Below are 22,200 nucleotides of genomic sequence, written 5' to 3'. Positions count from 1 at the left end.
AGGTCTTATTTTTACTAATTATTGAAATAGGGTTAGACCTAAAAGGCAAATTACTATAAAATAGCGCTAATTTGCCAAAAATTCATAATTGCGTGTTTCCAATCGCTATAAACGGGTAGTAAAGCAAATGACTTTACGCCCGTTTTTTACTGTTAGGAGGTTAACTTGACTAAATCCGCTCTGTTAGTTCTAGAAGACGGCACAGTGTTTCGCGGTACTGCAATCGGCGCTGACGGCATGTCTGTCGGTGAAGTAGTATTCAATACATCAATGACTGGTTATCAGGAAATTCTGACTGACCCTTCATACGCGGAACAAATCGTAACTTTGACGTACCCACACATAGGTAATACGGGTACTAACAGCGAAGACGAAGAAGCGAGTCACATTTGGGCTAAAGGCCTAGTGATCCGTGATTTGCCACTGCTAGCAAATAATTTTCGTAACGAGCAATCGTTAGATGATTACTTAAAAGAACGTAATATCTTAGGTATTGCAGACATCGACACCCGTAAGCTTACCCGTATTTTGCGCGATAAAGGCGCTCAAAACGGCTGTATTATTGCCGGTGACGAATTAGATGAAAACCAAGCGCTCGCAGCTGCGCAAGCCTTCCCTGGCTTAAAAGGTATGGATTTAGCGAAAGTAGTATCAACCAAGGAAAATTTCGAGTGGCGTGAATCAAGCTGGACATTAGGCGCAGGGTTCAAAACTCTAAACGCGGCCGATGAAAAGTTTCATGTTGTTGCTTATGATTTCGGTGTAAAGCGTAATATCTTACGCATGCTTGTTGACCGTGGTTGTAAATTAACCGTTGTTCCTGCACAAACCTCGGCAGCCGACGTGTTAGCGCTTAACCCAGATGGTATCTTTTTATCAAATGGCCCCGGCGATCCAGAACCGTGTACATACGCGATTGAAGCAATTAAAACCTTCTTAGAAACTGAAACACCAATTTTTGGTATTTGTTTAGGTCACCAATTGCTAGCACTTGCCTCAGGTGCAAAAACAGTAAAAATGAAGTTTGGTCATCACGGTGGTAACCACCCAGTAAAAGACTTAGACCGCGATGTAGTAATGATCACTGCACAAAATCACGGTTTTGCTGCTGATGAAGCAACACTACCAGATAACCTTCGTGCAACGCACAAATCGTTATTTGACGGTACATTGCAAGGCATTCATCGTACTGATAAGCCAGCGTTTAGCTTCCAAGGTCACCCTGAAGCAAGCCCAGGTCCGCACGATGCAGCGCCATTATTTGACCACTTCATCGATTTGATGCAAGCGCGTAACCACTAATTTAACCGGAGTAATAATGCCAAAACGTACCGACATAAAAAGCATTCTTATCTTAGGCGCAGGCCCGATTGTAATCGGCCAAGCCTGTGAATTTGACTACTCTGGTGCTCAAGCGTGTAAAGCACTTAGAGAAGAAGGTTATCGAGTTATTTTAGTTAACTCGAACCCTGCAACAATTATGACTGACCCTGAAATGGCTGATGCGACGTACATCGAACCAATTCATTGGGAAGTTGTTGAAAAAATTATTGAAAAAGAAAAGCCTGATGCAGTCCTTCCAACTATGGGTGGTCAAACTGCATTAAACTGTGCACTTGATTTAGACAAGCACGGTGTACTTGCTAAGCACGGTGTTGAGCTGATTGGCGCAACAGCGGATGCAATTGATAAAGCAGAAAACCGTGAACGTTTTGATGTTGCTATGCGCAACATCGGCCTTGAATGTCCACGTGCTGAAATTGCCCATTCAATGGATGAAGCAAAAGACATCATTTCGCGCATTGGCTTACCGTGTATTATTCGTCCTTCTTTCACTATGGGCGGCACCGGCGGCGGTGTGGCGTATAACTTAGAAGAGTTTGAAGAAATTTGTGAACGCGGTTTAGATCTTTCTCCAACTAGCGAATTATTGATTGATGAATCATTAATTGGCTGGAAAGAATACGAAATGGAAGTTGTGCGCGATAAAAACGACAACTGCATTATCGTGTGTGCGATTGAAAACTTTGACCCAATGGGTGTGCACACAGGTGACTCAATCACTGTTGCGCCAGCGCAAACATTGACTGACAAAGAATATCAATTAATGCGTAATGCCTCTATGGCAGTGCTACGTGAAATTGGTGTTGAAACCGGTGGTTCAAATGTACAGTTTGGTGTGAACCCAGATGACGGCCGTATGGTTATCATTGAAATGAACCCACGTGTATCACGCTCATCTGCACTTGCGTCTAAAGCAACCGGTTTTCCAATTGCTAAAATTGCAGCAAAATTGGCTGTAGGTTACACACTCGATGAGCTTCAAAACGATATCACTGGTGGTAAAACACCAGCATCATTTGAACCTTCAATCGATTACGTGGTAACAAAAATTCCTCGCTTTAACTTTGAAAAATTTGCCGGTGCAAACGACCGTTTAACCACGCAAATGAAATCTGTAGGCGAGGTAATGGCGATTGGTCGTAACCAACAAGAGTCGTTACAAAAAGCATTACGCGGTCTTGAAGTAGGCGCAACGGGCTTTAACCCAATTGTGGCTCTTGACGACCCGAAAGCAAAAGAAAAAATCATCCGTGAATTACGCGAGCCAGGCGCGGAGCGTATTTGGTACATTGCTGATGCAATGCGACACGGTATGAGTGTTGAAGACGTGTTTCAGTTAACTAAGGTTGACCGTTGGTACTTAGTACAAATTGAAGACATTTTAAAAGACGAAGCTAAGATCAGCGATGTAGGTATGGCTGGCTTAAATGCTGACTTCCTACGTAAGTTAAAGCGTAAAGGTTTTGCAGACTCACGTATCGCTGAAATAGCCGGTGTGTCTGAAGCTGAAATTCGTAAAAAGCGTCATTTATTAAACATTGTGCCAGTATACAAGCGCGTTGATACATGCGCTGCTGAATTTAGTTCTGACACTGCTTACATGTATTCAACGTACGATGAAGAATGTGAAGCGAATCCATCTGATCGTGATAAAATCATGGTTATTGGTGGCGGTCCTAACCGTATCGGCCAAGGTATTGAATTTGATTACTGTTGTGTTCACGCAGCCCTTGCACTACGTGAAGACGGTTTTGAGACTATCATGGTTAACTGTAACCCTGAAACGGTTTCTACCGACTATGACACATCAGACCGTTTATACTTTGAACCAATTACCCTTGAAGACGTACTAGAAATCGTGCGTGTTGAAAAGCCAAAAGGCGTTATCGTGCAATACGGTGGTCAAACACCACTTAAACTTGCCCGTGAACTTGAAGCTAACGGCGTGCCAGTAATTGGTACTTCACCAGATGCGATTGACCGTGCAGAAGACCGTGAGCGTTTCCAGCAGTTAGTTGAGCGTTTAGATTTACTGCAGCCGGAAAACGCGACAGTAACATCAACTGAAGAAGCGATTGCTAAATCAGCTGAAATCGGTTTCCCACTGGTTGTACGCCCGTCGTATGTACTAGGTGGTCGCGCAATGGAAATCGTGTATGACGAGCAAGATTTACGTCGTTATATGACCGAAGCAGTATCTGCATCAAATGAAGCACCAGTATTACTTGACCGTTTCTTAGATAACGCGATTGAAGTTGACGTTGACGCAATTTGCGACGGCGAGCAAGTGATCATCGGCGGTATCATGGAGCACATCGAGCAAGCTGGTGTTCACTCAGGTGACTCTGCATGTTCATTACCAGCACATTCGTTATCACAAGAAGTGCAAGACGTCATGCGTAAGCAAGTAACAGACATGGCACTGGAGCTTGGCGTGGTTGGTTTGATGAATACACAGTTTGCTGTTAAAGATGGCAAAGTGTACTTAATCGAAGTTAACCCACGTGCTGCACGTACGGTTCCGTTCGTATCAAAAGCAACTGGTGTGGCACTTGCAAAAGTAGCAGCACGTTGTATGGCAGGTCAGTCTTTAGCAAGCCAAGGCATTACTAAAGAAGTCATTCCACCATACTACAGCGTTAAAGAAGTGGTATTACCATTTGCTAAGTTCCAAGGCGTGGATCCAATCCGTGGCCCTGAAATGCGCTCAACCGGTGAAGTAATGGGGGTAGGCGATACATTCGCTGAAGCGTTCGCTAAAGCACAATTAGGTGCAAGCAATACTTTACCACGCGGCGGCCGCGCGTTACTATCTGTGCGTAATAGCGATAAGCCACGTATTGTAGAGCTAGCTAAAACCATGACAGATCTTGGTTTTGAACTAGATGCAACAGGTGGCACAGCCGCTGCACTTGAAGATGCTGGTATTGCAGTACGCCGTGTAAATAAAGTATTTGAAGGTCGCCCGCACATTCTTGATAGAATCAAAAATGGCGAGTATAGCTATATTGTTAATACCACCGAAGGTCGCCAAGCGATCGAAGATTCGAAGGTGTTACGTCGTGGTGCATTGCAACACAAAACCAACTATACCACGACCTTGAATGCGGCATTTGCTAACTGTACTGCTAACCAAGCAGACGACCGTAGCAAAGTAACGTCAGTTCAAGAACTACACCTGCGATTGAACTAAGGAAATGTGCCAAGGCCGTTATCGGCCTTGGGATTAAGTGAGAAAAGTATGCAAACAATTCCGATGACAGTTCGTGGCGCAGAGTTATTGCGCAAAGAACTTAACGAATTAAAAACAGTTACCCGTCCTAAAATCGTTGCCGATATTGCTGACGCACGTGAACACGGTGACTTAAAAGAAAACGCTGAATATCACGCTGCGCGTGAACAGCAGGGTTTTTGTGAAGGCCGTATTCAAGAAATTGAAGCTAAGCTTTCAAATGTACAAATCATTGATGTAACTAAACTACCAAATACGGGTAAAGTTATTTTTGGTACCACAGTAACCATCGTTAATGTTGAGACTGATGCTGAAGTTAAATACCAAATTGTTGGTGATGATGAAGCAAGTATTAAAGATAATCGTATTTCGGTAAATTCACCGATTGCCCGTGGTTTAATTGGTAAACAAGCAGACGATGCTGTGATCATTAAAACCCCGAAAGGCGACGTGGAATACGAAATCATTGAGGTTGAGTACATTTAATTACTTTACTTATTTTCACGTTTTTAAAAACCGATGCAGGCATCGGTTTTTTTATGCCATAAACAATATCGACATTTCGAAATAAATTGAGTACGTTAAGCTAACGTATTGATAATTTGCAGATGTTGATGACAGCAATTACTTTTCCTAATGCATTAAAAAACGGCGATAAAATTGCCATTTGTGCCTTTTCATCCGGTGTTGATAGCGCCTTCCAGCCACGACTTGAGCGCGTACTTAGCGGTTTAACACGCCGTGGTTATCAAGTAGTGGAGGGCGAATGTTTAAGGCAACAAAGCAGCCCAGCAAAGCAACGGGCTGATGAGCTGATGGCGTTTTTGCTTGATGATAGCGTAGCGGCAATTATGCCCCCTTGGGGTGGTGAGCTTGCTATGGAAATACTGCCATATCTTGATTTTAATGCAATTAAACAGGCGCGTCCGAAATGGCTCGTTGGTTTTTCTGATGTTAGTACGCTTGCTTGTGTATTAACTGCACGTTGCGGTTGGGCTACATCACATTGCGCTAACTTAATGCAGCTGCATCCAAATGAAGAAGATACGCACTGCTTACAAGTATTCAAAACGCTTGAGCTTGAAGCGGGCAGTGAGTTTACGCAAACCCCCGCGCCGTATTATCAAGCTGATGCAATTAATTATGCTACAGCACCTGATGCGCTATTTTCACTCATACAACCGAGTCAATGGCGTTGTTTAAACGTCAAAGATAATCGCGAAGTGGAACTATCTGGGCGACTATTTGGTGGCTGTTTAGATACCCTTGGTTTATTACTCGCATCACCATTTTTAGCGTTGGATGAATTTAAAAAGCAATTTGCGCCACATGGGCTGGTTTTATACTTAGAAAATGCAGAGCTTAATGCCAATGCGCTAACGCGGTTTTTAATTTCGCTTAAACTAAGTGGTATCTTAAGCGATATTAATGGCTTAATTATCGGCAGAAATGGTGCAAGTAGTAGTCCAGAGCAGCAAAGTGATTATTACCAAGCACTTGAGTTATCCCTTGGCGAATGCTTATTTCCGGTCATTATTGATGCTGATATTGGCCATATCGCCCCAAACTTATGCTTAGTTAATGGCGCAACAGTTAAAATGCTCGCAAAGCTTGAAAACACTCAGATCTGTGACGCACAAATAACAACGAGTTTAAGATAAAAATGAGCGCTCATGATCCAAACTGTTATACTGAGAGGTCAATGAATTGGATATTACACGGCTAACAGCTATAATGCAGAATATGTTATAATCATTGTAATAAAGCCATAGTAACAGTGGGTATATATACTTAGCCATTTTTTGCGCTGGGTAGTCCGTTTACATATCATGTAGTTTAAGTGTTCATTGATTTGCCTGAAAATTGCGAGGATATGACCGTATGTAAAATATGCTTCTGAAAAGAAATGAGTCTACATAGGAAATAATATTTATGAACCCAAAACTACTTCTACTGATATTTATTACTTTATCCTCAACTCCAGTTTTGGCTGAATTAAATGAGGCTGAAACCTTTGACTATATTAAGAGTAAATTACCTCTATTAGCGTACAATAATACAGAAATGACAAGTACGTTTGAACTTAATATAGTTAACGAAAATTATTGTAATTTTAATCTTTTAGAAGCTAAAGTGAGCAATGATAGCGCTATAACGTACAACAATTCATACAAGTTCAATCTTACCGATATAGCAGAAATCACTACATATGTTGGAGATGATTTAAATGCAATAACATTGGACTGCCTCAGCGGTGCAGATTGTGTTGTAGTACGCCAAAATTCAACTTCTGTTAAAGAACGTAAATCTTTCGTGGAATTTTTAGGGATACCGACTATAGGTGCTCAAAATAAATTATTAAACGCTTTAAAGCACCTGCAGAAGTTATGCATTGAAAATGACCCCTTCTAGCAAATATGAACCAAAACTAGGATCATAAAATGAAAATAATTCTAATTTTAATTACTATATTTCTGCCTTTATCAAGTGCATTTCCCGGAGAGTACTATTATGTACATATGTCTGGATCAGTTAATAAAAAGAATGCGACTCTCATCAGTCGGGTTTTTTATAGTAACGATGATGTTTACTGTTCTGCATTCATGGATTATGCAACTACTTACAATGAAGAATTCTATTATGGTTCAAGTATTTCTAAATGCTACGTCAACGAATACAAGACACGTAAAAAAGCAGTAGTGGCTAAGAGAAAAACAATACAAATATCCAAGGCAAACAACTTTAAAGTTATTGAGAATAATTTTGAAGGGTATTAGGTTTTTTAAGGTGGTGTATAGAAAACATACAATCAATGTTGATAACGATAAATGTCTAACAGGCTTTACACATTAATGAGGGAAATTATCAGAAGTCGACAGCGTGTTATCTGCTTCAATTTGCGCTTTAATATCTTCGATATTTGACTCGATATCGATGCCACTTACTTTCATTCACATCATGATCAAAATAAAGCAAAAGGATAACGCGTGGAAATGCTCAAGCAAGTCGCGCTTTTTTTATTTCTGATCGTTTTAAATAAGCAGGATTTAGTGCCGAGTAGTTACGTTATTTATTAGTTATACGACGGGTAGGCTGCTTTGATCACTTTACAAATATTTCATTCTACAGACTTTTCACATACACTAGCTGCTGTTTATATTTTAAAGGATTGTAGTTTGGCTAGTTTAACTGGGGTAAACAAAAGTTTAGTTATCTTTGCAGCATTGGTGATTGCTTTAGCCGGTATTAAAGCGGCAAGTGTGATTGTCATTCCGTTTGTACTTGCAGCATTTATTGCCATTATTTGTAGTCCTTTATTAGGTTTTTTTGGTCGTTACAAAATACCTAAAGGCATCGCGATTATGTTAGTGATGCTGATGGTGGTTGGTTTAGGAGTTAGCCTTGCTAGCTTAGTCGGCCAATCATTGACTGACTTTTCACAGCATTTACCTGAATATAAAAGTAAGTTACAGGATGAGTTTATTTGGCTGGTTGATGTTGCTGCCAAGTACAATATTTTGCTCAATAAAGAGCAAGTGATATCAATGTTTGATCCAGGGAAAGTGATTGATGTTGCCACCGGTATGCTGACAGGTTTAGGCGGCGTAATGGCAAACTTGTTCTTAATTATTTTAACAGTGGTATTTATGTTGTTTGAAGGGCCGATGCTCAGTCATAAAATTCACATGGCATTAGACGACCCTGATAAGAAAATGCAACAAATAGACCGCTTTTTAAATTCTATTAATTCTTATTTAGCGATCAAAACAGTGGTAAGTGTTGGCACTGGGGTATTAGCCGGGCTACTACTGTGGATCTTAAATGTAGATTACTTTGTGTTATGGGGAGTAATGGCATTTATGTTTAATTACATCCCTAATATTGGCTCTATTATTGCCGCGATCCCCGCTGTTTTATTAGCGTTGATCACACAAGGACCTTTGATAGCAGGGATTGTAGGTGCAGGCTATTTAACTATTAATACCGTGATGGGTAATATAGTTGAACCAAAGTACATGGGAAAAGGCTTAGGGTTGTCGACCTTAGTGGTATTTTTATCACTGATCTTTTGGGGCTGGCTGATTGGCACGGTAGGTATGTTGTTATCGGTGCCATTGACGATGATTGTTAAAATTGCTCTAGAAACCAGCGATGAAGGACGTTGGTTGGCGACTCTGTTAGGTAATGGTGAGCAGTTAGAGGAGCGGCCTAAATAGGCTGCTTCAATACCGTGATATGCTGTTCTAAAATACGTATCTCACAACGTTTATAGACAATTGCAGCTTGGGTGCCGTTGGGAACCTTTTGTAAATAACGCCACTTACAGCTATCTTCTAAATATTTAGTTTGGCTCGCCATGCTGCGTTTGAAAATCGGTAATAACTGTGTGTTACCGGTTTCTTCTTCAATATTGTTTAGATCTAAGGTGATTTTATTCACCCAGGTTTGTTGAATACGGGTTAAGGTCTCTATTTTTTTATCTAAACATTGAATATAGTTTTTTGCTTCATCAGGAGTTGCTTGTTCAACTAAACTGCATTGTTCAGTAGCTTGCGTTGCCACACTAAATAGTAAAAGTAGTGTGCAACTTATTGATAGCTGGTTATTTTTTATCATTATAATTAAACTCTAAAATAAATTTCGCGCCGCCTAAGGTATCAGCATCTAAAATAGTCAGTGTACCGTGATACGACTTTACTAAATCAGACACAATCGCCATACCGACACCATGGCCGCTTTCGTAGGTGTCTAAGCGTGTACCTCGAGTAAGTAAGGATCCGCGTTTATCAATCGGCACACCAGGACCATCATCACTAATAGCGATAGTGAGGTTGCGTTTTTGTATTACTTGGATATCGACTTGTGAGCGACAAGCTTTACAGGCGTTATCAATTAAGTTACCGAGTAGTTCGAGTAAATCAGTTTTGTCACCTAAAAAGTAATCTTTGTTTTTAACCGCATGGGTAAAAATAATATCTTTATCGCGGTAAACTTTACTCATTGCATTGAGGATTGAATCGAGTACTGGCTTAATGGCCGTTTGTTTTTTCCAAGTATCAGATGCGCCCGTTGCAGCGCGTTTTAATTGGTGTTCGATCATCACATTTATACGGTCAAGCTGCTCTTGGGCATCGGCATCGTTGGCAAGCGGGCTTGATTTTAATACTGCCAGTGGCGTTTTAAGTGCGTGAGCTAAATCACTTAAAGAGGCACGATAGCGCTCTTTTTGACGCTGCTGAGTTTCGAGCAATAAATTTAGATCAGCTTTTATGGTTTGCAGCTCAACAGGGTATAGTCCTTTAATTTCTTGAATATCACCCGACTCAATGGCTTTTATTTCTTTATCTAGGCGTTGTAATGGCCGTGCGCTCCACACAAAGCCCACAGCCATTAATGCTGCAATGGCGACACCCATGACGTACATCCAGTTTACAAGGGTTTGTTTAAAACCATCCATTAAGCGCAGCAGCGCATCGTTGCGTTTTAATAAAATAAAGTGGGCATGCTCTGATTGGTCAATGTTATTTAAAATGACGGTGAGACTAAGTTGCCAATAAACGGTATTTTTATATTCCACACGACGAAAATCGGCAGCGCCTGCTTTGCTTTCTAGTTCGTCAGGTACAAAGTTAACATTTACCGCGGATTCAGAGTACCATACAGGTTGTTCTTCACGATAGATCATCGCATAAGTATCAGAATTTAAACGATTCAATTCAGGAGCTAAAATAGTGCTGGGCATTATAATGCCGCGCTCGGTGAAATCGACTTCGGAAATTAATGAATATAAATGGGCTTCGAGGGTTTTTTCGGTGGCTTCGACTAATGAAGCGTAGTACGCCTTACCAATAGAGAAGAATAAAATAGGTAAAGCGATTAGTAAAACAAAGACAAGGATAAATCCTTGCCTTACTTTTAACGGTATTTGCGATGCTACCACTGACTTTTAAGCCTGTAACCGCGTCCGCGTAGTGTTTCTACTGGGTTTAAAGTGCCATCAGGGTCAAGCTTTTTACGTAAGCGCAGTACGAATACTTCGATTACATTTGAATCTAAATCAAAGTCTTGATCATATATGTGCTCTGTAAGCTCAGATTTAGAAATCACTTTTTGTGGATTAACCATTAAATACTCAAGCACTTTGTATTCGTATGCGGTGAGACTTAGCTCTCGGTCATCAACCCACACTTGTTGTGAGCGGGTATGAATCTTAATAGGCCCAGCAGTCATTTCAGGATTTGCTTTACCTGCGCTACGACGGATCAACGCATTACAACGCGCTATTAACTCTTCAACATGAAATGGTTTAGTTAAATAGTCATCAGCACCAGCATCAAGTCCTTCAACTTTGTCTTGCCAACGATCCCGTGCAGTTAAAATCAGAATTGGAATAGTGATCCCTTGTGCGCGGGCTTTATTGATCAGTTCAATCCCATCTATTTTTGGTAAGCCTAAATCAACTACCGCCATATCAAGAGGATACTCTGTGATGTGGAATAAACCAGCTTCGCCATCATGACAAAGATCGACACTATAGCGTTCTTTTTCTAATGCATTACGCAGATTGTCTGCTAAGTGTAAATCATCTTCAATTACTAAAATTCGCATTTCTTAATCCTTTTTCACTTCGCCGGTCTTTTTATTGACATGAACGTCGACGACATGGCCGTCCGATTTTAATATTCTTACAGTATAAATATCGTTAAGTACGGTAATTTTAAGAGTTCTACCATCTTCGATTTTTTTAGCAAGCTCAACAGCTTGTTTTTTATTGATCTCAGCTTTATTAACTTGAGATGCAGCTTGGCTACTAGTCGAAAAAACACTCGAAAATAGCACAGTGATGGCGACGCTGAGAGCTAACACAGTACGCATGATGAGAAACTCCTAAACCAGACCTGAATAGTTTAATGAACCAAGTAGCTATAATTCAAGTGAAAAATCACTAAACCTGATGATTTAATGCATCAGAGTTTAATTAACATCCGGTGAACAAACACTGAATTATGCTTATTTGACTCAAAGTCTTGTACTCATTGCATTAAAATCTGGTTCATTTAAACAGTATAATCCAGTTTGGTTGTTGACTTTACTTAGCCAGGAAAAACTTTTTTAAACGGTTTAACTTGTGAGTTTTCATATATACCAGCGTTTACGTAAGGATCTGCTGCAGCCCATTCACGAGCCGCTTCTAATGAGCTAAATTCTGCGATCACTAGCGAACCGGTAAAACCAGCGTCAGCTGGGTCGGCGTTGTCAATGGCAGGTAATGGACCTGCTGTAAGTAACCGACCTTGCTCGTTTAATTCTTGCAAGCGTGCTAAATGAGCTGGGCGGGCAGCTGTTCTTAACTCTAAGCTGTTTTCAACATCAGTTGAGTAAATCATATACAACATGGTGTGTTCTCTGGGTTTGAATATTATTGGAATTATGCTGATATTAGCACAGCAAATTTTAATCTTAAAAGAACAACAACCTATAAGGTTTACAGTATCATTATATTTTTAAGCGAAATCTGCTTGAAAAGCCCAGCACAACACTGGTAGAGTCGCTTGAATGGTACAAAATAATAATAAGGTTTTTAAATGAGCGATACTCGTGAGCATTTTAGCTCCCGCCTTGGATTTATATTAGCAGCTGCTGGCTCTGCGGTCGGTATTGGTAACTTGGTTGGTTTTCCAGTCTCAGCAACAAAAAATGGTGGTGGTGCTTTTTTGCTCGTTTACGCGCTATTTGTGGTGTTTATTTGTTTGCCAGTAATGATGGCTGAGATGGCAATGGGACGCCAAGCACAAAAAGATCCATTAGGCTCTTACAAGTTATTATCAGGTAATGATGCTAAGTGGAGTTTTGCTGGCTTTTTAGCAGTATTAACCCCGTTTATGATTGCTGTGTTTTACATGGTTATTACAGTATGGATTTTTGGTTATTTAAGCCAAGTTGCGGTTGGTAACTTAGATGTGTTGGCTGATCCAAAAAGCTTTGGGGTATTTATTAATAGCTCTAGCGTGTTTGGCTATATGGCTGCCGTGGCATTAATTGTTAATTTGATTTTAGTCGGTGGTGTTAAGCAAGGGATTGAAAAAGCAGCTAAGTTTTTAATGCCTGCATTGTTTGTGTTGCTAATCGCATTAGTGGTGTATGTACTGACACTAGACAATGCTATGGCTGGCGTTAAGTACTATATTATCCCTGACTTTTCTAAGATGAATGCAAGTGTATTGAACGGTGCATTAGCGCAAGCGTTTTTCTCATTGTCGTTAGGTATGGGTATATTAATGACTTACGCTTCATATATCTCGAAACAGGATGACATTGTTGGCAGTGCTAAAATGGTGGCACTGACTGATTCACTGGTGGCGTTTATTGCTGGCCTTATGGTGTTACCAGCGATCTTTAGTTTTAACCCAGATACTGATCCGGCTCAATTGTCTGACTCATCTGTATCGATGATTTTTGAATTTTTACCAAAGATTTTACTCGCGCTACAAACTGATATTGGCTATGTTGGTGCATCAATTGTGGCGTTTGTGTTTTTCTTGCTGGTATTTTTTGCTGCAATTACCTCGTTGGTATCCATCGTTGAGGTGCCAACAGCTACGCTAAGTGACCGTAAAGGCATTAGCCGTAAAATGGCGTTACTGATCTTAACTGGTAGCATCGGTGTACTGACAGTGTTATGTACCATGTCGTTTGGTATGGTTGAGGGGTTAACTTCATTAACTAACTATGGCGCAGCGTCTAAAAGCTTATTTGATATTGTGTATGATGTATTTTACGACACTATCTTGCCATTGAATGGTTTAATGGTGTGTTTATTCGTGATGTATCGCTGGAAAAAAGTACGTTTAAGTGAAGAGCTAAGCCAAGGTTGTCCAAACTATGCAGGTAGCTTTACTGAAAAATACGTTAATTTTTCGCTATCAACCTTTATTCCGGTAATTTTAGTAGTTATATTTATTAATACCGTAGCGACTAAGTTTTTTGCTATGAGCATTTTCGGTTTTTAATAAATACAATTAATTGAGCTTCCCATAATTAAGCCGTGTTAAGTATCATTAGCACGGCTTTTGCAGTTAAGAGATTGCCGACGAATCTAAGTACTGACCTATTCCTAATGTAAACATCCACAGTCCCCATAAACTGTGTTCGATAACGCAGACAAACGTGGAGCGGCTTTGAGCATAGGTAAATGCAAATAATAACCCGCCTATAAATGCCAGTAATACTGCTACCCAATTAGCATAAACAATATGCGCTAATGCAAATACTGTGGCGCTAACAATTATGCGCACCGTTTTTTTTGGCATGATGCGTTTATAACGATGAAAAAAATAGGTTCGAAATATCAACTCTTGCGGCAAGACTGACAATAACGGATAGAATACGAGTAACATTAACCAGTTATTAAATGAGTTGCGAGGCAGCATAAACCAATTACCTTGATTAATGATCCCGTAAAAAACTCCTGAAAACAGTGCGCCGATAAAAAAGAAACTAAACAGTCTGCGTTTCACTGCGCAAAATTGACCAAGGCTGGTAAGTCTAAAGCGTTTAAAGTGGGGATCGCCCAGTAGCAACATACCACATACACTCATTAACACGATTAACGCGGGGATCAGCCAATTAGCAAGGTAGATACGAAGGTAAAAACCCAGCAAAGGAAGGCATACAAATATAAGGGTAAATTCAAACCAACGGTATTGATTGGCGTTCAAAGTCGTCTCAGTGTCATTTTGTATATTAGGCTAGCAAGCTAAGACGACATATTTATGACATTAAGGGCGCTTTTTATCGTCTACTTTGGGCTCATCTTCATCAGGTAAATATTTATACAACATGATGATAGTGGCAAAAAGACTGACAAAGGTGATCCCCATTAAGCCAAATACTTTAAAGTTAACCCAAAAATCGAGAGAAAAGTTATAAGCTATATAAATATTTAACGCTGATATTCCCGCTGTGATCGCTATCCACAATATATTTAGCTTATCCCAAAGAGACTCAGGTACGGTAATTTCTTGCACCGAGCCTGATGCATTATTTAAAATGGCACTGAGTGCTTGTTTAACTAGGTTTTTACCAAGAAAGTAGCGACTGATCAATAAGCTTAATGAGAGCACAGCATAGATGATAGTGGCTTTGAGCTTTACAAATTGTTCATCATGAAATACCAGTGTAAGGGTGCCTAAAATGACGGCAATGGCAAAAAACAACCATTGGCGAGTAGGTACTTTGCCTATTTTAAAATAAGAATAAGCGACCTGTAGAAACGTGGTGCCCATTAGTAATGCTGTTGCCCAGTAAATATCAACTAACTTGAATACCGCAAAAAATAAAATTAGCGGAATAAACTCAATTATTGCATGCATAGAATACCCAAAAATTTAAAACCAAAAAATAGTTGCAGAGGTTGTATCAACTTATCGTGTTGTTTACAAGGTTGACTTAGTAGATACTAACCCTTAGCCTGCGTGCCTTTGTATTCAATCATTATCAAAACCTGCTGAACGATGACTGAGTAAGCGGTATTTTTAGGAGCATTTTATGAATAAAGCACAACTTATTAGTGCTATGTCTGCACACAGTGAATTAACTAAAAAAGAGTCAAAAGCGGCTTTATCAAGTATGCTAGCAGCCATTACTAAATCATTATCAGAAGGTGATCAAGTGCAAGTAAATGGCTTTGGTACGTTTGCGTTAAGTTATTATCCTGCACGTACAGGACGCAATCCACAAACAGGAGAAGTAATAAACATTGAAGGCGCTAACAAGCCTGTATTTAAAGCGGCAAAAGTGTTGAAAGAGAGTCTTTAACGCGTTGAACACCAGAAAAGGGCTGCAACTGGCCCTTTTCTTATTTATTTTAGAAGTATGAACTTAAAGCGCAGTTGCTGCTTTCATGTTCGCCACGAACTCTTGCAAACCACTTAACATTGCTTGAGGGGTATCGAGATTCGCTTCAATAATTTTCACTACCGCTGAGCCCGATATAGCACCCGCTGCACCGGCATTAAGTGCTGCTTTCACATCTTCTGGTGTAGAGATGCCAAAACCAAGTAATGCCGGGGCGCTGTGATATTCTTTTAATTTAGTGACGATTGATGATGCAGGCATTTGCGCTTTAGTTTCTGTGCCGGTTACACCCGCACGAGATAGCAAATAAGTATAACCACGGCCATAAGAGGCACATTCTCGTAAAGTGTCATCCGGTGCGTTAGGTGTGGCTATAAAAATAGGGTCAATGGCATTGCTCATTGCCGCTTTTCGGAACATTTTCGATTCATGAAGCGGCACATCTGCGACTAGAATTGAGTCAACACCGACGGCTTTGGCATCTTTATAAAAAGCCTCTAAACCGCGTTTAAACACTAAGTTTGAATACAGCAGTAAACCAATTGGAATATCGGCGTTATATTCACGTATTTGCTTAATAATATCAAAGCAATCTTGGGTATTTATATTTACTTTAAGAGCGCGAATATTGGCCGCTTGAATAACGGGGCCATCTGCTATTGGATCTGAAAATGGAATTCCCAGCTCTAAGGCATCAGCGCCGCCATCAATTAAGCTTTTGATTATTTCAACACTCAGTTCTTTATTTGGATCGCCAATTGTAACAAACGGCACAAATGCACCTTGATTTAGCTCGCTTAAACAGGCGAACATTTTACCGTAGCGGTCTGTTTTTTGAATGGTTGCTTGGCTCATAACTGCTCCTCCTTAGAAAGTACGTCCATCACGTGCGCTAAATCTTTGTCACCACGGCCACTTAAATTAACAATTAAAATTGACTCTTCAGTTTGCTGCTCTGCATACTTCAGTGCGTAAGCTAGTGCATGACTTGATTCAAGCGCAGGAATAATACCTTCGTTTTTAGCCAATAACTGAAACGCTTCTAATGCTTCGGTATCGGTAATACCGACATATTGCGCACGGCCAGTTTCATGTAAAAACGCATGTTGTGGGCCAACAGCTGGGTAATCAAGACCCGCAGATACAGAATATGACTCCTCAATCTGGCCATCATCATTTTGCATAATATACGTATAAGTACCGTGCAAAATACCTTTGCTGCCTTTACAGATTGTTGCACCGTGCTCGTGGGTATCAAGCCCTTTGCCAGCGGGCTCTACGCCAATGAGTTTCACACTTGGCTCGTCAATAAAGTCAGTAAACATACCAATGGCATTGGAGCCACCACCCACACAGGCAAGCACCGCATCAGGTAGGCGACCTTCTGCTTTTAATACTTGCTGTTTGGCTTCTTCACCAATCATTTTTTGGAACTCACGTACCATAGTTGGAAATGGATGCGGCCCTGCAGCTGTACCGAGTAGGTAATGGGCTTCTTTATAATTTGCAGACCAATCACGTAGCGCTTCGTTTACGGCATCTTTTAATGTGCCCGAGCCTGCGGTTACTGGAATCACTTCTGCACCCATTAGTTTCATTCTAAATACATTAGGTTGCTGACGTGCCACGTCTTTAGCGCCCATATAAATACGGCATTTCAAACCAAGTAATGCACACGCAAGCGCCGTTGCAACGCCGTGTTGGCCTGCGCCTGTTTCGGCAATCACTTGTTTTTTGCCCATGCGCTTTGTTAATAAAGCTTGGCCTAACACTTGGTTTGTTTTATGAGCGCCACCGTGTAGTAAATCTTCACGCTTTAAGTATAATTTTACTTTTGGATTTTTAATCAAATTACGGGTTAATGTCAGTGGCGTAGGGCGGCCAGCATATTCATTAAGTAACTTTTCAAATTCGGCTTGAAAAGCCGGATCTGTTTGCGATTTATTAAATTCGTTTTCGAGTTGTTTAAGTGCTGGTACGAGCAATTCTGGGACAAACATGCCGCCAAATTCGCCGAAATAAGCTGGATTATTCATATTAACCTCAATATTTACGGATGCTGATAAATGCATCATTTAATTTGTTTGGGCATTTTTTACCAGCGCTTTGCTCAACCCCTGAATTTAGGTCGAGCCCATGCGCACCTTGATATAATGCACTTTGAATATTTTCTGCGTTTAAGCCTCCGGCGAGCATAAATGGTTGCTTCGCTTCTTTGAGAATTGCCCAATCAAAGGTCTTACCGGTACCGCCAGCTTGGGTACCGCTGTGAGTATCGTATAAGTGGCGATCAACACCATTGACAGATGCTGGTAAGCTACCTTTCACAGCTTGCGCCTTCCAAATCTGGCAATTACTAGGTAGCAAAGGACGCAGTTCGTTTATATAGACTGCGTCTTCTTGACCATGCAATTGCACTGCGGCAAGCTTTAAGCTCTGCGCATGATTGACAACGTCTGCGATTGTTGCATTTACAAATACGCCTACATAGGCAAGCGGGGCACTTAGCATAACTTGTTTTGCATAATCTAAATCAACAAAACGAGGGGATTTAGGTGCAAAAATTAGCCCCCCATAAATGGCACCACTTTTATAAGCATTAATGGCATCTTCACTGCGAGTTAAACCACAGACTTTGTTTTCACCTAAAATGACGCTTCGACATGCGCGCTCTAAATCACGTTCAGCCATCAGCGAACTACCAATTAAAAAGCCATTGCACAATGGGGCTAAGCGTTTTACATCTTGATGAGTGTAAATACCTGATTCTGAAATAATCACTTTGTTATCAGGAATAAGCTTGCGTAGCTGTTCTGTGGTAGCTAAGTTGGTGCTTAAATCACGTAAATTACGGTTATTAATGCCGATGATTTGTGCATCAAGGGCCAGAGCACGATGAACTTCTTGCTCATTACTTACTTCGGTTAAAATGGCCATGTTTAAGCTGTGCGCGATTGCAGCTAGTTGCTGATACTGTTCATCATCAAGTACTGACAACATTAATAAAATGGCATCGCCGCCATAAATACGAGCCATATAAATTTGGTATTCATCAATAAAGAAGTCTTTACAGATCAATGGTTGCTCTACTTGACTGCGGACAAATTCGAGATAATCAAAACTGCCCTGAAAATATTTTTCATCGGTTAACACACTGATACAGCTAGCGTAGTTTTTATAAACATGGGTGATCTCGGCTAAATCAAACGGTTCACGAATAAGACCTTTTGACGGTGACGCCTTTTTGCATTCCAAAATAAACTGCGTGCCAGGCGCAGCAAGGGCTTTATAAAAATCACGATTTGTAGGGATTGCTAGATGCTTAAAGCTCTCAAGAGGGCGCTTTGATTTGCGCTCAATGAGTTCTATTTTTTTATCTGCGACTATTTTGTCTAATATATTAGTCATTACTTACCTCAGAGTTTGTGTGTTCTTTGTTACTGCTTATGATAATGGTATTTAAGGTATTCAATGCACGGCCGCTTTGTAAAACCTCTTTAACTTGTTTGGCGGCACTTTTAAAATCGTCGGCTTTATTGGTTAAATAAAGCAACGCAGCAACGTTAACAATAATGGCCGCATTGTGCGCGTCGGTGCCGTTACCAGCTAAAATAGCCATGCTAGCCTTGGCGTTATATTCTGGCCCTTCACCGGCAAGTTGTTCAAGTGAAAAGCTTACAAGATCAAAATCAGCAGGGGTCAGTGTGTACTGGCTGATTTTTCCATTATTAAGCTCTGCGACGGTGGTTGTACCATGTAAGGCAATTTCATCGGTGCCTGAGCCATGCACAACCATTGCACGTGGTGTGCCTAACGTTTTTAAGGTTTGTGCCATTGGCAGGCACAAACTTTCATCATATACCCCTAGTAATTGCACATCCGGAGCTGCTGGATTTACTAATGGCCCTAAAATATTAAAAATAGTACGGGTTTTTAAGGTCGTTCGCACACCCATAGCATGGCGTACGCCACTGTGATAATGCGGAGCAAACAAGAATGTAAAGCCGGTTTGCTCTAAACACTGCGCCGCGTGTGCTGGGTTCATGTCTATATTGATACCTAATGCTTCGAGTAAATCAGCGGAGCCTGAGTTACTCGAAACACTGCGATTACCGTGTTTGACCATGTTTATACCGCAAGCTGCAGCAACGATGGCGGCGGTGGTGCTAATATTAATAGTGTTTGAGCCATCGCCGCCAGTGCCACAACTATCGGCAAGGCTTGTTAAGTGAGTAATAAAAGGTATCGCATTAGCACGCATCGATGCGGCAGCTCCTGCTATTTCGTCGCTTACTTCACCTTTTATTTTCAGTGCCACTAAGATGGCTGCCAGTTCGATATCATTTACTTTGCCTTGCATAATGGCATCAAATAATTGTTGGCTTTGACTAAAGCTTAGTGATGTTTGCGTTAATAACACATCAATCATTGAGCTTATGCTCGCCTGACTAGCTGATTGTTGGTTTACTGACATACTAACCTCTACTGCTGTGCACTGGCTAAAAATTGCATACTTTGTTGAAGTAGCGTCGCGCCATTGGGCGTCAAAATAGACTCAGGATGAAATTGATAGCCAAGGGATTTATCACCATGATGATAAATAGCCATCGGTATTGACTCATAGTGGGCTATCACTGCAACACTGTCGGGGACTTTTGTGGCCATTAGTGAGTGGTAACGCGCCACCGGCATACGTTCACCCATACCTGCAAATACAGGGTGCTCACCAAGCTCAATGATTGATGACTTTCCATGTACAGTTTCGCCAGCATGGCCAATAATACCGCCATAGCTTTGCGCCAGTGCTTGTTGGCCGAGGCAAATTCCTAGCATTGGGAAACGGCCTTTGCATAGTTCAATTAATGCCATTAAACAGCCGGCTGCAGTGGGGGTGCCAGGACCTGGTGAAAGTATCAAAATGACCGATTTAGTTTCCGCACACATTTTGTCATAAATAACCCGCGCATCTATGTTGTTACGATATACCACTAAATCGGTACCTAGTATAGAAAGTTCATCGACTAAGTTATAACTAAATGAATCAAAATTATCTAAAAAGTAGATTTTTATATCCGTTAAATTGTTTGTAATTCCACTCATTTTAGTGTCCTTGGTATGTTGATTGAATCGCTGTGATAACTGCTTGTGCTTTAGCACGCGTCTCATTGGCTTCTGATTGAGGATCTGAGTCGAACACAACTCCAGCACCAGCTTGTACATAAGCGATATTATTTTTAACAAAGGCCGAGCGAATCACAATGCAACTGTCCATGGCGCCGTCACCGGTTAAATAACCTACTGCACCACCGTAACTGCCACGACGCTTCCCTTCAGTTTGCCTAACCAACTCTGCCGCACTGACTTTCGGCGCACCAACTAAAGTGCCCATATTCATACAGGCTTGGTAAGCGTGCAGGGCATCCAACTGTGGTTTCAATGTGCCAACAACGCGCGACACTAAATGCATTACTTGCGAATAACGATCGACCTTTAATAGCTCTTTTGCATGGCGCGTACCGGGTACGCTAATTCGAGCTACATCATTACGGGCTAAATCAACTAACATTAAGTGTTCAGCGCGTTCTTTTTGGTCATTGCGTAATTCAAGTTCAATACGACTGTCTAAATCCGGATTAATTTGGCCATTAGCAAATTTACCTCGCGGACGAGTTCCTGCAATTGGATATACTTCGACTTGTTGTGATGTAGCACAAAACTTTAAAGCTGACTCAGGAGAGGCACCAAACAGTGCAAACTCGCTATCGCGCATATAAAACATGTACGGGCTTGGATTTTGTTTTTTTAGTAGGCTGTAAGCATGTAGTGGATTTGCACACGGCAGTGAAAAAGTGCGCGATGGCACAACTTGAAAAATGTCACCATCAACAATGTGTTTTTTTAAACTTTTGACCTGTTGGCAGTAAACTTCGTCACTAATATCAACAGTTACATCACTAGCGTCCAATGTTTGTGTAGCACTAAAATTATCAGCTTGGTCGCATAATGTATTTAAACGTTCGAGCTTTTTACCCACTTCAAAACAGTTTGCATGTACATCAGGGCCGTTAAACACATTACCAATGAGCTCCGTTGTTTTAGCTTGATGATCAATAATGACAAGGGTTTCGGCTAAATAAAATACATAATCAGGGCAGCTGTTATCGCCATCAGGAACATCACTTAGTTGTTCAAAGTTGGCTACCATATCGTAGGCAAACACACCGCCTAAAAATAGTGAAAAAGGATTGTTAGTGGTGCTGTTAATATTATTTATACAGCAGCGTAGAGCACTAAATGCGTTATCGGCAATCAGTTTTGAGGCTTCATCAATATTATGATCGATACCTTGATATTCGATGCTAAGAGTTTGCTTGTTTAGTTGAGTATGGCAATTTACTAATTTAGTTTGTAAATAAGGCAATAATTGCTGACCATTATTAGATTGCGCTGTTACCGTAACTGTTTTACCCGCGCAGATTATTTTTAGTGCACAATCGACCAAAATTAAACTTTTCACACTGTCTTTAGAATCAATTTCAGCTGACTCTAAAAGTAATGAATTATCTTTATCAAGCAATCCATATAGTGCCAATGGGCTATGTATATATTCTCGCACCTCGGTGATGCTAGTAACTTCACCTGGCGTTGTTGTTATATGACTAAAAATCAAACCTCATTCCCTCAAAAAAATAAACCCCGCAAGCTAAGCTATGCGGGGTTTGAATAACGATACCTATGTTTCAGATAGACCATTACCGTCCCGCTAT

At 40.9% G+C, this 22,200-nt stretch carries 22 protein-coding genes; 9 read left to right on the top strand and 13 right to left on the bottom strand.

Going from position 1 to position 22,200, the window contains the following annotated elements; genetic code table 11:
• Window positions 1–165: 165 nt before the first annotated feature.
• The 7 genes from carA to HHO47_RS01160 all read left to right on the top strand — a co-directional run bounded on the left by carA (window position 166) and on the right by HHO47_RS01160 (window position 8,793).
• Complete coding sequence (gene carA, locus HHO47_RS01190; protein WP_169018094.1) at window positions 166–1,302, top strand: glutamine-hydrolyzing carbamoyl-phosphate synthase small subunit; 1,137 nt, start codon at window positions 166–168, stop codon at window positions 1,300–1,302.
• A gap of 16 nt (window positions 1,303–1,318) precedes the next feature.
• Window positions 1,319–4,537 (top strand): carbamoyl-phosphate synthase large subunit, encoded by a 3,219-nt coding sequence (carB, locus tag HHO47_RS01185; RefSeq protein ID WP_169018092.1) that lies wholly within the window; start codon window positions 1,319–1,321, stop codon window positions 4,535–4,537.
• A 48-nt stretch (window positions 4,538–4,585) separates the two neighbouring features.
• A complete protein-coding gene (gene greA / locus HHO47_RS01180) occupies window positions 4,586–5,062 on the top strand; it encodes a transcription elongation factor GreA (protein WP_169018090.1) in 477 nt (158 codons plus the stop codon).
• A gap of 128 nt (window positions 5,063–5,190) precedes the next feature.
• Window positions 5,191–6,237 carry a S66 family peptidase gene (locus HHO47_RS01175; RefSeq protein WP_169018088.1) on the top strand — a complete coding sequence of 349 codons (1,047 nt, stop codon included), beginning with the start codon at window positions 5,191–5,193 and terminating at the stop codon, window positions 6,235–6,237.
• A gap of 271 nt (window positions 6,238–6,508) precedes the next feature.
• The gene (locus HHO47_RS01170; RefSeq protein WP_169018086.1) at window positions 6,509–6,988 is read left to right on the top strand and encodes a hypothetical protein; all 480 of its coding nucleotides are present in this window, start codon (window positions 6,509–6,511) and stop codon (window positions 6,986–6,988) included.
• 29 nt (window positions 6,989–7,017) lie between these two features.
• A complete protein-coding gene (locus tag HHO47_RS01165) occupies window positions 7,018–7,353 on the top strand; it encodes a hypothetical protein (protein ID WP_169018084.1) in 336 nt (111 codons plus the stop codon).
• A 399-nt stretch (window positions 7,354–7,752) separates the two neighbouring features.
• The gene (locus tag HHO47_RS01160) at window positions 7,753–8,793 is read left to right on the top strand and encodes an AI-2E family transporter (RefSeq protein ID WP_169018082.1); all 1,041 of its coding nucleotides are present in this window, start codon (window positions 7,753–7,755) and stop codon (window positions 8,791–8,793) included.
• Here the strand turns inward: HHO47_RS01160 and HHO47_RS01155 are convergent.
• The 5 genes from HHO47_RS01155 to HHO47_RS01135 all read right to left on the bottom strand — a co-directional run bounded on the left by HHO47_RS01155 (window position 8,786) and on the right by HHO47_RS01135 (window position 11,973).
• On the bottom strand, window positions 8,786–9,193 hold the full coding sequence (locus HHO47_RS01155; RefSeq protein ID WP_169018080.1) for a hypothetical protein: 408 nt from the start codon (window positions 9,191–9,193) through the stop codon (window positions 8,786–8,788). The two genes, HHO47_RS01160 and HHO47_RS01155, sit on opposite strands and share 8 nt — an antisense overlap.
• Window positions 9,180–10,517, bottom strand: coding sequence for an ATP-binding protein (locus HHO47_RS01150; RefSeq protein WP_169018078.1), 1,338 nt, complete (start codon window positions 10,515–10,517; stop codon window positions 9,180–9,182). The genes HHO47_RS01155 and HHO47_RS01150 overlap by 14 nt, the downstream gene beginning before the upstream one ends.
• Entirely contained in the window at window positions 10,511–11,185 is a 675-nt protein-coding gene (locus HHO47_RS01145) for a response regulator transcription factor (protein WP_016709350.1), read from the bottom strand. The genes HHO47_RS01150 and HHO47_RS01145 overlap by 7 nt, the downstream gene beginning before the upstream one ends.
• Before the next feature lie 3 nt (window positions 11,186–11,188).
• On the bottom strand, window positions 11,189–11,452 hold the full coding sequence (locus HHO47_RS01140; protein ID WP_169018076.1) for a PepSY domain-containing protein: 264 nt from the start codon (window positions 11,450–11,452) through the stop codon (window positions 11,189–11,191).
• A gap of 218 nt (window positions 11,453–11,670) precedes the next feature.
• Complete coding sequence (locus HHO47_RS01135; protein ID WP_169018074.1) at window positions 11,671–11,973, bottom strand: YciI family protein; 303 nt, start codon at window positions 11,971–11,973, stop codon at window positions 11,671–11,673.
• A gap of 189 nt (window positions 11,974–12,162) precedes the next feature.
• On the opposite strand from HHO47_RS01135, the gene HHO47_RS01130 reads away from it, so the two are divergent.
• Window positions 12,163–13,587 (top strand): sodium-dependent transporter, encoded by a 1,425-nt coding sequence (locus HHO47_RS01130; RefSeq protein WP_169018072.1) that lies wholly within the window; start codon window positions 12,163–12,165, stop codon window positions 13,585–13,587.
• 66 nt (window positions 13,588–13,653) lie between these two features.
• On the opposite strand, the gene HHO47_RS01125 is transcribed toward HHO47_RS01130, so the two are convergent.
• The gene (locus HHO47_RS01125) at window positions 13,654–14,295 is read right to left on the bottom strand and encodes a CPBP family intramembrane glutamic endopeptidase (RefSeq protein WP_169018070.1); all 642 of its coding nucleotides are present in this window, start codon (window positions 14,293–14,295) and stop codon (window positions 13,654–13,656) included.
• 60 nt (window positions 14,296–14,355) lie between these two features.
• Window positions 14,356–14,949, bottom strand: a complete 594-nt coding sequence (locus HHO47_RS01120) for an inner membrane-spanning protein YciB (RefSeq protein ID WP_169018069.1) — start codon at window positions 14,947–14,949, stop codon at window positions 14,356–14,358.
• A gap of 175 nt (window positions 14,950–15,124) precedes the next feature.
• Between HHO47_RS01120 and HHO47_RS01115 the strand changes: the two genes are divergently transcribed.
• Entirely contained in the window at window positions 15,125–15,394 is a 270-nt protein-coding gene (locus tag HHO47_RS01115; RefSeq protein WP_169018066.1) for an HU family DNA-binding protein, read from the top strand.
• Window positions 15,395–15,457: 63 nt separating this feature from the next.
• On the opposite strand, the gene trpA is transcribed toward HHO47_RS01115, so the two are convergent.
• The 6 genes from trpA to HHO47_RS01085 are packed head-to-tail and all read right to left on the bottom strand — an operon-like array spanning window position 15,458 to window position 22,103.
• Window positions 15,458–16,288 carry a tryptophan synthase subunit alpha gene (gene trpA, locus HHO47_RS01110; protein WP_169018064.1) on the bottom strand — a complete coding sequence of 277 codons (831 nt, stop codon included), beginning with the start codon at window positions 16,286–16,288 and terminating at the stop codon, window positions 15,458–15,460.
• Complete coding sequence (trpB, locus tag HHO47_RS01105; RefSeq protein ID WP_169018062.1) at window positions 16,285–17,469, bottom strand: tryptophan synthase subunit beta; 1,185 nt, start codon at window positions 17,467–17,469, stop codon at window positions 16,285–16,287. The genes trpA and trpB overlap by 4 nt, the downstream gene beginning before the upstream one ends.
• Before the next feature lie 7 nt (window positions 17,470–17,476).
• Window positions 17,477–18,841, bottom strand: coding sequence for a bifunctional indole-3-glycerol-phosphate synthase TrpC/phosphoribosylanthranilate isomerase TrpF (trpCF, locus tag HHO47_RS01100; RefSeq protein WP_169018060.1), 1,365 nt, complete (start codon window positions 18,839–18,841; stop codon window positions 17,477–17,479).
• The gene (trpD, locus tag HHO47_RS01095) at window positions 18,834–19,862 is read right to left on the bottom strand and encodes an anthranilate phosphoribosyltransferase (protein ID WP_169018252.1); all 1,029 of its coding nucleotides are present in this window, start codon (window positions 19,860–19,862) and stop codon (window positions 18,834–18,836) included. Before trpD ends, trpCF begins: the two co-directional genes overlap by 8 nt.
• A 53-nt stretch (window positions 19,863–19,915) precedes the next feature.
• Complete coding sequence (locus tag HHO47_RS01090; RefSeq protein ID WP_169018058.1) at window positions 19,916–20,533, bottom strand: aminodeoxychorismate/anthranilate synthase component II; 618 nt, start codon at window positions 20,531–20,533, stop codon at window positions 19,916–19,918.
• A 1-nt stretch (window position 20,534) separates the two neighbouring features.
• The gene (locus HHO47_RS01085; protein WP_169018057.1) at window positions 20,535–22,103 is read right to left on the bottom strand and encodes an anthranilate synthase component 1; all 1,569 of its coding nucleotides are present in this window, start codon (window positions 22,101–22,103) and stop codon (window positions 20,535–20,537) included.
• Window positions 22,104–22,200 lie beyond the last annotated feature (97 nt).

The sequence above is a fragment of the Pseudoalteromonas arctica genome, from assembly GCF_012927645.1.
Lineage (GTDB): Bacteria > Pseudomonadota > Gammaproteobacteria > Enterobacterales > Alteromonadaceae > Pseudoalteromonas > Pseudoalteromonas arctica_A.
The sequence above is the reverse complement of the archived record's forward strand: the minus strand, read 5'-3'. Positions and strand labels throughout refer to the sequence as shown.

Excerpts from the sequence above, each read along its gene's own strand:
- carB (WP_169018092.1), top strand. The coding sequence starts at position 1,319 with ATGCCAAAACGTACCGACATAAAAAGCATTCTTATCTTAGGCGCAGGC.
- greA (WP_169018090.1), top strand. The coding sequence starts at position 4,586 with ATGCAAACAATTCCGATGACAGTTCGTGGCGCAGAGTTATTGCGCAAA.
- HHO47_RS01175 (WP_169018088.1), top strand. The coding sequence starts at position 5,191 with ATGACAGCAATTACTTTTCCTAATGCATTAAAAAACGGCGATAAAATT.
- HHO47_RS01170 (WP_169018086.1), top strand. The coding sequence starts at position 6,509 with ATGAACCCAAAACTACTTCTACTGATATTTATTACTTTATCCTCAACT.
- HHO47_RS01165 (WP_169018084.1), top strand. The coding sequence starts at position 7,018 with ATGAAAATAATTCTAATTTTAATTACTATATTTCTGCCTTTATCAAGT.
- HHO47_RS01155 (WP_169018080.1), bottom strand. The coding sequence starts at position 9,193 with ATGATAAAAAATAACCAGCTATCAATAAGTTGCACACTACTTTTACTA.
- HHO47_RS01145 (WP_016709350.1), bottom strand. The coding sequence starts at position 11,185 with ATGCGAATTTTAGTAATTGAAGATGATTTACACTTAGCAGACAATCTG.
- HHO47_RS01140 (WP_169018076.1), bottom strand. The coding sequence starts at position 11,452 with ATGCGTACTGTGTTAGCTCTCAGCGTCGCCATCACTGTGCTATTTTCG.
- HHO47_RS01135 (WP_169018074.1), bottom strand. The coding sequence starts at position 11,973 with ATGTTGTATATGATTTACTCAACTGATGTTGAAAACAGCTTAGAGTTA.
- HHO47_RS01130 (WP_169018072.1), top strand. The coding sequence starts at position 12,163 with ATGAGCGATACTCGTGAGCATTTTAGCTCCCGCCTTGGATTTATATTA.
- HHO47_RS01120 (WP_169018069.1), bottom strand. The coding sequence starts at position 14,949 with ATGCATGCAATAATTGAGTTTATTCCGCTAATTTTATTTTTTGCGGTA.
- HHO47_RS01115 (WP_169018066.1), top strand. The coding sequence starts at position 15,125 with ATGAATAAAGCACAACTTATTAGTGCTATGTCTGCACACAGTGAATTA.
- trpA (WP_169018064.1), bottom strand. The coding sequence starts at position 16,288 with ATGAGCCAAGCAACCATTCAAAAAACAGACCGCTACGGTAAAATGTTC.
- trpB (WP_169018062.1), bottom strand. The coding sequence starts at position 17,469 with ATGAATAATCCAGCTTATTTCGGCGAATTTGGCGGCATGTTTGTCCCA.
- trpCF (WP_169018060.1), bottom strand. The coding sequence starts at position 18,841 with ATGACTAATATATTAGACAAAATAGTCGCAGATAAAAAAATAGAACTC.
- trpD (WP_169018252.1), bottom strand. The coding sequence starts at position 19,862 with ATGATTGATGTGTTATTAACGCAAACATCACTAAGCTTTAGTCAAAGC.
- HHO47_RS01090 (WP_169018058.1), bottom strand. The coding sequence starts at position 20,533 with ATGAGTGGAATTACAAACAATTTAACGGATATAAAAATCTACTTTTTA.